Source organism: Bacillus sp. 7884-1, assembly GCF_002272245.1.
Lineage (GTDB): Bacteria > Bacillota > Bacilli > Bacillales > Cytobacillaceae > Neobacillus.
In genome coordinates this window covers 1-10237 of sequence record NZ_NPDD01000302.1, presented here as the reverse complement: position 1 = coordinate 10237, position 10237 = coordinate 1, and the positions used below count along the sequence as shown (strand labels likewise).

12 protein-coding genes are annotated in these 10237 nt (G+C 35.4%); 9 read left to right on the top strand and 3 right to left on the bottom strand.

Going from position 1 to position 10237, the window contains the following annotated elements; all coding sequences use genetic code 11:
• Nucleotides 1-323 precede the first annotated feature (323 nt).
• Together CHI06_RS28605 and CHI06_RS28600 are read left to right on the top strand one after the other, a co-directional pair.
• Nucleotides 324-1193, top strand: coding sequence for a permease (locus CHI06_RS28605; RefSeq protein ID WP_095252016.1), 870 nt, complete (start codon nt 324-326; stop codon nt 1191-1193).
• A gap of 15 nt (nt 1194-1208) precedes the next feature.
• Complete coding sequence (locus tag CHI06_RS28600) at nt 1209-2045, top strand: TIGR03943 family putative permease subunit (RefSeq protein ID WP_095252015.1); 837 nt, start codon at nt 1209-1211, stop codon at nt 2043-2045.
• A 32-nt stretch (nt 2046-2077) separates the two neighbouring features.
• Here the strand turns inward: CHI06_RS28600 and CHI06_RS28595 are convergent, their stop codons facing one another.
• The 3 genes from CHI06_RS28595 to CHI06_RS28585 all read right to left on the bottom strand — a co-directional run bounded on the left by CHI06_RS28595 (nt 2078) and on the right by CHI06_RS28585 (nt 5167).
• Nucleotides 2078-3007, bottom strand: coding sequence for a TIGR03943 family putative permease subunit (locus CHI06_RS28595; RefSeq protein ID WP_095252014.1), 930 nt, complete (start codon nt 3005-3007; stop codon nt 2078-2080).
• Between the two features lie 13 nt (nt 3008-3020).
• Nucleotides 3021-4019 (bottom strand): permease, encoded by a 999-nt coding sequence (locus tag CHI06_RS28590; RefSeq protein WP_095252013.1) that lies wholly within the window; start codon nt 4017-4019, stop codon nt 3021-3023.
• A gap of 140 nt (nt 4020-4159) precedes the next feature.
• On the bottom strand, nt 4160-5167 hold the full coding sequence (locus tag CHI06_RS28585) for a metal ABC transporter substrate-binding protein (RefSeq protein ID WP_095252012.1): 1008 nt from the start codon (nt 5165-5167) through the stop codon (nt 4160-4162).
• Between the two features lie 235 nt (nt 5168-5402).
• Between CHI06_RS28585 and rpmG the strand changes: the two genes are divergently transcribed.
• The 7 genes from rpmG to CHI06_RS28550 all read left to right on the top strand — a co-directional run bounded on the left by rpmG (nt 5403) and on the right by CHI06_RS28550 (nt 10224).
• Complete coding sequence (gene rpmG / locus CHI06_RS28580) at nt 5403-5552, top strand: 50S ribosomal protein L33 (RefSeq protein WP_034674496.1); 150 nt, start codon at nt 5403-5405, stop codon at nt 5550-5552.
• A gap of 117 nt (nt 5553-5669) precedes the next feature.
• The gene (locus tag CHI06_RS28575) at nt 5670-6872 is read left to right on the top strand and encodes a GTP-binding protein (RefSeq protein ID WP_095252011.1); all 1203 of its coding nucleotides are present in this window, start codon (nt 5670-5672) and stop codon (nt 6870-6872) included.
• A gap of 139 nt (nt 6873-7011) precedes the next feature.
• Complete coding sequence (locus tag CHI06_RS28570; RefSeq protein ID WP_095252010.1) at nt 7012-7308, top strand: AbrB/MazE/SpoVT family DNA-binding domain-containing protein; 297 nt, start codon at nt 7012-7014, stop codon at nt 7306-7308.
• Nucleotides 7309-7323: 15 nt separating this feature from the next.
• Nucleotides 7324-7788, top strand: coding sequence for a YfiT family bacillithiol transferase (locus CHI06_RS28565; protein WP_095252009.1), 465 nt, complete (start codon nt 7324-7326; stop codon nt 7786-7788).
• 485 nt (nt 7789-8273) lie between these two features.
• Nucleotides 8274-8576, top strand: a complete 303-nt coding sequence (locus tag CHI06_RS28560; protein ID WP_095252008.1) for a hypothetical protein — start codon at nt 8274-8276, stop codon at nt 8574-8576.
• A gap of 207 nt (nt 8577-8783) precedes the next feature.
• Complete coding sequence (locus CHI06_RS28555) at nt 8784-9071, top strand: NUMOD4 domain-containing protein (RefSeq protein ID WP_257009508.1); 288 nt, start codon at nt 8784-8786, stop codon at nt 9069-9071.
• 532 nt (nt 9072-9603) lie between these two features.
• The gene (locus CHI06_RS28550; RefSeq protein WP_095252006.1) at nt 9604-10224 is read left to right on the top strand and encodes a hypothetical protein; all 621 of its coding nucleotides are present in this window, start codon (nt 9604-9606) and stop codon (nt 10222-10224) included.
• Nucleotides 10225-10237 lie beyond the last annotated feature (13 nt).

Genomic DNA, 10237 nt, shown 5'->3' with positions numbered 1-10237 from the left:
CAGTATAGACTGCCTGATCCATTTTCATTCTCTGTGGTGAAGCGATGATTTTTGCGCTTCATGGATGGCTAACGGTGCAGGATAGTTTAACAAGGAGTTTGTGTTTTTATAGAGTAAATGCGTTCGTTATTGAATATATGTGAAAAAAACCTACCTAAATATGAATATTATAAAGTATTTCAAATAAATTCCAATTAATACATTAACATTTTGTTGAATTTATTTTATAACACCTATAGAATTCTTTAGGTGCATCTTAATGTGATTTTCATATTTTTATATTTTATCCTTGAAAAAAGACTAAAATAGAGAGGTCGTTGAATATGAAGGGCGAATTATTCTTGCAAATGAATACGATCTTTATAAGTATTTTAATTGAGGCATTGCCTTTTATCTTGTTAGGGGTATTAATATCAGGGATTATCCAGATTTTTGTAACGGAAGAAATGATGGCTCGGATTATTCCGAAAAACAAAATACTTGCCGTTTTTTCTGCTGCTTTCATAGGTGCTATTTTTCCTGCATGTGAGTGTGGAATTGTTCCAATTACGCGACGATTAATGGCAAAAGGTGTTCCGCTTTATGCAGCAATCCCTTTTATGCTTATTGGTCCAGTGATAAATCCTATCGTGTTGTTTTCCACTTATATTGCATTTGGGAACAATTGGGATATGGTCTTGTATCGTGGAGGGATCGCCTTACTGGTTGCTCTCATTGTGGGTGGGTTACTTTCCATTCAATTCAAGGATTCTCAGTTAAAGAATGATGTAGCTGACCATGTTCATCGCAAATCATTTAAAGGAAAATTTATTGGCATGCTTAAGCATTCAATTGATGAGCTGTTTTCAGTTGGGAAATTCTTAATCCTTGGTGCGTTTGTTGCGGCATTCATTCAAACCACGGTAAAAACTGCTACCTTGCTGGACATTGGCCAAGGTCCGTTAACTTCCAACCTGGTTATGATGGGTCTCGCTTATGTTCTTTCGTTATGCTCAGAGGCGGATGCATTTGTAGCAGCATCATTTAGAAGTACATTTTCAACAGGTTCCCTTGTTGCCTTTCTTGTCTTTGGCCCGATGCTGGATATTAAGAATACGTTAATGCTCTTAGGAACATTTAAAGCGAAATTTGTTCTGTATTTAATGGGATATATAACTATCTTGGTCGCAATAATAACATTATTTGTTAAGTAGGGAGGTAGTGCTGATATGTTAAGAACACTCATATTAATTGGATTAACGTATTTATTTATGCATTTGCACGCCTCAGGTGATATCTCCAAGTATATCAATATGAAATATTCATATCTCTCTTATTCTGCCATTTATATTCTGGCCATTTTTACTTTTATTAGTATTTATTTTTATATAAAAGAAGATCAACATGATCATGATCAATGTGGAGATGATTGTGGACATTCACATGAAGAAAATACTTGGTGGAAAAGAGCAATAACCAATGGAGTATTTATTATTCCGATTTTGACAGGTCTGTTTCTGCCTGTCGCAACGCTTGATTCCAATATTGTTGAGAAAAAAGGCTTTTATTTTCCTGTTTATGAAGACAGCGATTCAACTAGTAAGCAGCAATTTTTACAACCTGATACAAGTGTTTATTATGGACAAGATGACTACGATGATTTAATGGCTAAATCGTTAAAGAAATTATTGAAAAAAGATACGCTTGAACTTAATGAAAGCAACTATTTAACCGATTTAGAATCCATCTATAATTATCCTGGACAATTTATTGGCAAAGAAGTGAAAATAACAGGATTCTCCTATAGCACAGGTGAATTAGCTGCGAACCAAAAATTTCTATTTCGATTTGGAATTATTCACTGTGTTGCAGATTCGGGCGTGTTTGGAATGTTAGTGGAGCTTCCTGAGGATATTAACCCCAAAAATGATGAGTGGCTTACGGTAAGTGGAAAACTCGAAACCATCTACTATCAGCCCTTTAAGAAAACCATCCCGTATCTCAAAGTGACTTCATGGGAGACGATTAGTCCACCAGAGGATCCTTATGTGTATCGTCAATATTAACAGCCTTAGTTCAAAGAACTAAGGCTATTTTTCTAAAGAATTTTCACACTTATCGGATAGAGATAAGGTTCCTTTGGTTCATTGATTTTTTTCCAGGTGGTAATTTTTATGATAGGAAGCTCTGTGCCATTAAAGTTCGTGGTATCCAAAACACCTTTCACTTCAATCCAAGTATTTTCTTTAAGTGATGAGGCTTCCGGTAACTCTGATATGAATCCAATAATGCTGGCATCTGCAACGCAATGGGTTATCAAAAATCTTGATAGCACAAGTTGGTCTTGTTCAAGACCTTCTTCTTTATAAACAAATCCTTTTAACTCGATTTCTCGCCCTTTAAATTTCTCGATGTCCGTTTGAATTTCGTCATAGTAAGTAGAAAAAATATCATCATTCATCTTAATAGTCGAGCTTTGTAAAAGATGTTGTATTAATTGATTATATTCATCTTTTGTATAAACTAATTCTTCGAGACGTGAAAGGTCAACAAGATCTCCATTAATAACAGGGTCTTCCTGTTGACTATTGTTAGGTGCAGGCTTTTCATCTTTTTCCTTCTCTGACTTCTGATTGGTTAATACAGCCAAACCACCTTTTTTATCAGCGATTGAGGCGTCGAGCACCTTCGCAGGGAGCAGGAACCCCGTGACTAACGGAAAAACAATAATAACATAAGCGATTAACTTTTTTGTATTAAAAGGAGAGACTCCATGGTCGTGACTACAATTATGGTCGTGAGAATCGTGATGACAGTGGTGATGCTGGCTGTTTTCCTTAACAGTCCATATCCTTGTGGTTTGGATCATAAACAATATTAAAAATAATACAGAAGCAGACTGGCTTAAGCCCTCATATTTTGGATTAATAAACTTTGTCATTTCGCCAGTAAAATGAAGCTTAAAAAGCAGGACAGAAAAAGCTAATAAAATAAACGCTCTGACAGCCTGCTGAAAATGAAAACTCACGACTTTCCCCCCTTTAAATAAAGCTTTGCACCGACATGATAGTAATAAAGATGACCGAAATGATTAAAGCTAACACACCGATAACAAACTTCAATCGGAATACGCTCAGCATCATTAGGGTGTTTTTTAAATCCATCATTGGACCAAAGATTAAGAACCCTAAAATGGCTGGAGTTGGAAAAATACTGCTGAAGGAAGCACCGATAAAGGCATCTGCTTCAGAACAAAGTGATAAAACGTAAGCTAATCCCATCATGACAGATAGGGAGGATACCGTTCCGCTGCCAGCTTCCAAGAGAGATTTTGCCGGGAGATAGGTTTGTACAAATGCAGCTAAAAAAGCTCCCATGACCAGGTATTTACCCATATCAAAAAACTCATCAATGGAATGGGTTAACATCGACCAAAATCTTGTTGAAAGAGATTCTTTTTTTGAGCGTGTTGGTGAAGAACTTGTATGGATAGGAGACTTTAATTGATTTCCCTTAAAAATAACGCTGACAAACAATGCAACCAGTATAGCGACAAAAAAACCTAACCCCATTCTTAATCCCGCAATCTTAAAATCGTTCCCAAATGCCATATAAGTAGAGGCAATCACAATTGGATTAATTAGCGGACCAGTCAACATAAATCCAATTGAAGCATGAATTGGTACGCCTTTCCCGACAAGACGACGGACGATGGGAACTATACCACATTCACATGCAGGAAAGAGGGCACCAATTATACAACTCATGATTATAGCTAAAACCTTATTTTTGGGAATCCAGCGTTGAATATGTTCTTCGGTGACAAATATTTGAATCACACCCGCGATGAGGACCCCTATTAGAACAAATGGCAGTGCCTCTATTAAAATACTTAGAAATATCGTGTTTAGATTTAATAGAGACGGAGGTAAATCGAATGAAAGTTTAAAGCTGGTACTAAATGAAAGCAGTAAAAGTGCTAAAACAATGATCATAATACCCGTAAGTTCTATGATATTATTGCGAACAATGCGATACATAAATACCTCCAGTTTCTATTAATTAGTTTGTACATTTAATAGAGTATGAATAAAAAATTATATATATACCTCTCGCTAGTTCTATGTAAGAGAATCCCTGCCGCAATATAAGGCAGGGATAGATAAGTCACATGTTGTTGTTAGTCATTTAAAACTGTCTTGATGGTTTCTAAATTCTTACGCATGATGCTGAAGTAATCATCGTTTTGTTTAATGTTCTCTTCTGTTACAGCCTCTAAATTATGGAGAGTGAGAGCCTTTGCCCCTATTTCTTCTTGGATGATTTTTGCTATTTTGGGTGAAATATTCTGTTCGAAAATCACATAATGAATGTTATGTTCTGTAGACTCTTCAATGATTGCTTGCAGTTCTTTCTGAGTTGGTTCTTGTGTGGGTGATAAACCTGATATGGCAATTGTTTCAATGCCATATCGCTTTTCCCAATATCCATAAGCAGCATGCGAAACTAATAAATTCTTCGTTTTTGAACTCTCGATGGTCGTTTTAAATTCCTTATCCAGTTTTTCGAGCTCGCTTTTTAGCTGTTTAAAATTGGTTTCAAACTCTGCTGCGTGTTCTGGCTTTAATTTACTCAAAGAGTTTTTAATGTTATTTGCTAAAGCGATAGAGAGGACAGGATCTAACCATACGTGGGGATCTACGTCACCATGGTTATGTTCTTCGCCTTCATGATTTTCCGATTCTGTGTGTTCACCTTCATTTTCATCAGAATGTCCTTCTTCATCATCATGATGATTATCATCAGTGGATTCAATGAGATCGATTCCATCTGCGGCTTTTAAAACTTGTACATCCTCTTTTTCCAAAGCTTCTGTTGCTTTTTCAGCAAATCCTTCAATCCCCACACCTGTATAGATAAATAAATCTGAGTCTGCTAGGTTAATCATGTCTTTTGTAGAAGGCTCGTAGGAATGGGCATCTACATTGGGAGGATAAATACTTTGGACTTCGACGTAACTTCCGCCAATTTTTTTAGTGAAATCTTCAAGCGGATAAATGGTGGTATAGACTATTAGAGAGTTTCTTTCTTTATTTTCTCCAGTTTTTACAACTTCTTTTGATCCACAACCTGTTAACAAAAGGCTTAAAGTTAGAACAGAGGTAGACATAAGTGTAGATATTTTCATAGAATTACTCCTTTGATATATTAAGATTTTTATACAATGTAATAAAACGAAATCGTTACGTTTTACATTCTAAAATAAATCTATGCGTTTGTAAATGACTTTAGGAATCATTTCGATTTATTTTTTTTATGGCAAGAAGTTATCGTTCTACCGCTTGACATTAAAACGAAATTGGGATAAAGTGCAAATCGTAATCATTTTGATTTGAAAACGAAAAATTAGGGAGGAAAGTAAGATGCGTGTAAAAATTACTTTGCAATGTACGGAAACTGGCGACAGAAATTACATTACAACAAAGAACAAGCGGAATGATCCGGAAAGACTCGAACTAAAGAAATATTCTCCTCGGTTGAAACGCTATACGATACACAGAGAAACAAAATAAGAAAATAGCATAGGTATAAATGTCCTTTAATACCTGAGTAATTTCAAGTAATTTAAAATATGTATAATGTGTAAATCGTAATGATTATTATTTTTAATTAACGGAAGGAGAATTATAATGAAAGACACAAGAATTCCGGTAACTGTCTTAAGCGGCTATTTAGGAGCAGGGAAGACCACTTTATTAAACCATATTCTTCAGAACCGAGATGGATTAAGAGTTGCAGTTATTGTGAATGACATGAGTGAAATTAATGTGGATGCAGAATTGGTAAAACAGGGAGGGGGGTTAAACAGAACGGAAGAAAAGCTTGTGGAACTATCAAATGGGTGTATTTGCTGTACATTAAGAGAAGACCTTTTAAAAGAAGTGGAACGACTTGTAGAGATTGGAAATATAGATTATATTGTGATTGAATCAACAGGTATAAGTGAACCAGTACCCGTTGCACAAACTTTTTCTTACATAGATGAAGAGCTGGGGATTGATCTTACAAAGCATTGTAAACTCGATACAATGGTTACAGTTGTTGATGCAAACAGGTTTTGGCATGACTTTGCCTCAGGAGATCTCCTTCTGGAAAGAAACCAGGCTGTAGGTGAAGAGGATGAAAGAACGGTTGCGGACTTACTAATAGACCAAATTGAGTTTTGTGATGTCTTGATCCTTAATAAATGCGATTTGCTTGAAGAGGAACAATTAATTCAGTTGGAGGTTTTTTTAAGAAAGTTACAGCCTACAGCGAAATTTCATCGTTCAATTAAGGGGAAGGTTCGCCCACCAGAGATTTTAAATACAGGTTTGTTTAATTTTGAAGCCGCAAGCGAATCTGCCGGCTGGATTAAAGAATTGGAAGCGCCTGAGCATACTCCGGAAACTGAAGAGTATGGAATCAGCTCCTTCGTTTATAGAAGTTCGGTCCCATTTCATTCTGAAAGATTCAATCGCTGGGTGGAAGAAATGCCAGAAGAAATTGTGAGGGCAAAAGGAATCGTATGGTGTGCAACCAGGAATGACTTAGCTTTATTATTTTCGCAAGCAGGTCCATCGGTGCAATTAGACCCGGTATCGTATTGGATCGCATCCTTGTCCCCAGAGCAACAAGCCCAATATTTTGAAGAAGACCCCACATTAAAAGAAAATTGGGATGAAAAGTTTGGAGATCGGAAAAATGAAATCGTTGTGATCGGAATCCACATGGATAAAGAAGTTGTGAAATCCTCTTTAGATCGCTGTTTATTGAGAGAAGAAGAGATGATACAAAATTGGAATAAAATGGGGGACCCCTTCGTTTGGAATATTACTTCAGCAGTTAAATAAAATGAACGAGCCTACAATATATTAATGTAGGCTCATTCATTTTATTTTGGAGACCCCCCTTTCAATTTTATTATGGATAAATAAATGCCTACATCTAGCTTTTGTATTTTAATCTAAACATTTTTAGGGAGGGATTGAATTGAATAAAGTAAAATTAAGAAAAACTGGACAATTGTACATTCCTAAAACTCTTACTAAAATATTAAATATTGAAGTAGGTGACATTATCAATATATTTATAGATGGTAAAAAAATTGTATTAACAAGTAAAGCAGGATTTGAAAAAGAAAATAAGTGTACTTATAATCAAAAAGGAACAATCCATATACCGGCAGAAATTAGAAGATTAAGTAATATCGACACAGATGCAGTTTTTACTTTTACTATCGATGAAAAGGAAAAACGGGTATGCCTTATTCCTGATTTAACAGGTTGAATGAGATTGTGAAGAATTCACACAAGTGTTTGGATAAATGAGATTGAAGTTTTACCAAGATTATTACGAGATGCTGTAAAAGACTTAGATAATGAACAGCTTGATACAGCTTATCGTTCTGGAGGGTGGACTGTTCGACAAGTAATACATCACCTTGCAGATAGTCATAGGAATGCCTACGTTCGTTTTATATTGGCTCTTACGGAAGAAAATCCTGTAATTAAGCTATATGACGAAACGAAATGGGCGGAACTATCTGATTCTAAATTGCCAATTGATACTTCACTTTTACTTCTCGAAACATTGCACAAACGCTGGACCAACCTTTTACGTAGTCTAACTCCTGCTGATATGGAAAAGACATTTATTCATCCAGATTCAGGTAAAGTTTCAGTAGGTAAAAATATAGGAATCTATGCTTGGCATGGTAGACATCATCTTGCACAAATTACTTCTTTGTGTAATCGTAAGGGTTGGTAAAGGATTTTGTGAACGATTACACTTAAAGTAACGGGATGCTTTAGTTGAAGAGAAATAATAAAAAGGAAGGCTTAGAGAAAAGTTTCCCTAAGCTTAAATGTGAATTATGATGTGAAAACCCTATGAAAGACACAGTGATTTTATGGGTGAATTACCGTTTTGCACCTCACAAGGAAACCTGTTACAAAATTGCCCCTGGCTTATTTTTTTGTTAGCAATACTCCTAAATATTTCATTGTGACGTTCTTAAAGTTGGCTTAAAGCTATATCTCAGTCGTAATCCCCTGTGATTTTGTTTGTAAACAAACATTTCCTAGGTTTTATTGAAGATAAAGGGTATCCTTTGGCATTGGATAGAGTTTAAATACTGTTTATAAAGTGAAAGCTTTGTCTTAATAAATATAGTGAAATTCGGATAATATTCATAATTACTTAATCTCCTTTTTCAATAAAAGCTCATTATAAAGGGAAGAAGGAGTGACAAAATGAGCAGACTTGTGTTAATGGAAGTAGCTATGAAAGAGGAATTAACTGAACTTTATGACATTTATTTTGGTGGTCAGATTCTACTTCACTATGAAGACGATATTCCTTTTATTGTTGTTGGAACTACATCAAGAATGAGTAAAAATGCTGCAATAGAGCTTATAAGAAGATGTGAACAATTTAAAGCGTACCACAAGTATCTTTTCGGAATTGAAGTAAAATCTTTTGTAATGGATAATAAAAACTTTAAAAAGGTGAATAATTGGTGGGAACATTTTCATCCTAATGGGATTTATAGATAATTGCTGAATGGGCAAAAGAAGCTGGATTACTATTTTTAACCACTAAAAGAAGATATGACAAGGGAGCTAGAGGAAGTGATTTACTTACAAAAGGAAGACTACGCAAAAAACAGGATAAATAATTAACTTTCGATTTCTGATGTTTTATTCATACATAATGAGTTTTTACATGAAAGAGAAATGCATATGCACTCGGGAGGTAAAACTGTGGAAGAAAGAAGAGTAATTGAAGGATATGAAGGAATATATGAAATCACCAGTACAGGTAGAATTTATTCATATCGATCCAAGAAATTCTTAGAACGCTGTGGAGATGAATACGGATTTCATATAGTGTCATTATGGGACCATAATCGTAAAAGGAAGAATTGGAATGTCCTTAAACTTTGGCAAGAAACATTCCCTGAATTAATAAAGGAACAGTTTAAAGGTTCATTAAAGATTAAATACGGAAAGAGTTGCGAACTACTACAATCATCAGGTATACATTTTTAAGTAAAGATTAAGGTAAGTACTTATTGGGAAAGGGTTTACTTTTTATCAATTATACCTAATACTTCGAAATTGAGTAATTACCTAAGGTTGGTATTTGGTATGATGAAGACGAGAAGGTAATAAACTTGGCATCATCTGATGGTAAAACCTTCATCTCTCCTGTGTTCATAACAAGGAACTTTATTATTCTAATAGTCTTAGACATGCTATTCATTTTTAAGAAACTATTAATTCAACATAATAAATGGATAGGTGAAGAATAAATAGTGTCTAAAATATTGATAGTCATCAGCTGCCTATCTTGGTGGCTATTTTTATTGGAATAACGGGCGGGATAGTTGAAGATTTTTTTTACTTGTGATCAACAATCGAGACAGCTAGTGAGAAATTAAATTTAGCATCAATAATGGTGCACCTTATCATAAGTAAATGAGGTTATCCTGATGGAATATTTCTATTTTTATACCCCTATAATAGTTTCGGTCCTTTCGTATTCTATTAATATGATTATAAAAAAAACGCGGGGGTATATATGAATACAATAACCAAGGGAGCCTTTGCGATGGTATTAGCGGGTTCTATTACGTTTTCTGTCGCCCACACCTTGTTAGGCGATCAGTCTTCTATACGATTAGCAGAAGGAAATGCTTCAACTATATCCGGAGACCCAAAAAAAGCGGATATAATTAACCAAGCAGAAAAAGCGGTCAAAGATCAAACCACAGCATCGAAGGGGAAAGATCAAGAAATGGCTGCTTTAAAAGTGGCTTCAAATAATAGCGAAATGAATGTAGAGACCATTCAACAGAATTTGAGCAGCAAGAATAATACTACAAATCCTTCTGATAGGAATAAGATATTAACAGCAACGTCTGCTGAAACAACCATAACTTCGACAAGTGTAAAAGAACCGACAAACACAACGACAACACCTACGCCGTCGGGATCGAATGCAACAAGAGTATCCACAAAGCCTGAAACAACGAAACCTGCTTCAACACCAACGAAAACGGCTCCACCCACAAAGAAGGAAACGAATGCACCAAGTACTTCCTCAACGGAAACCAACCGTGGCCAACAAGTTTCTCAAGCTGCTAAAGAAAAGGCTGAGAACCAGAGGGAATTAAGAGAAAACAACGGCAAGAATATGTAATTCTTTCAAAAAG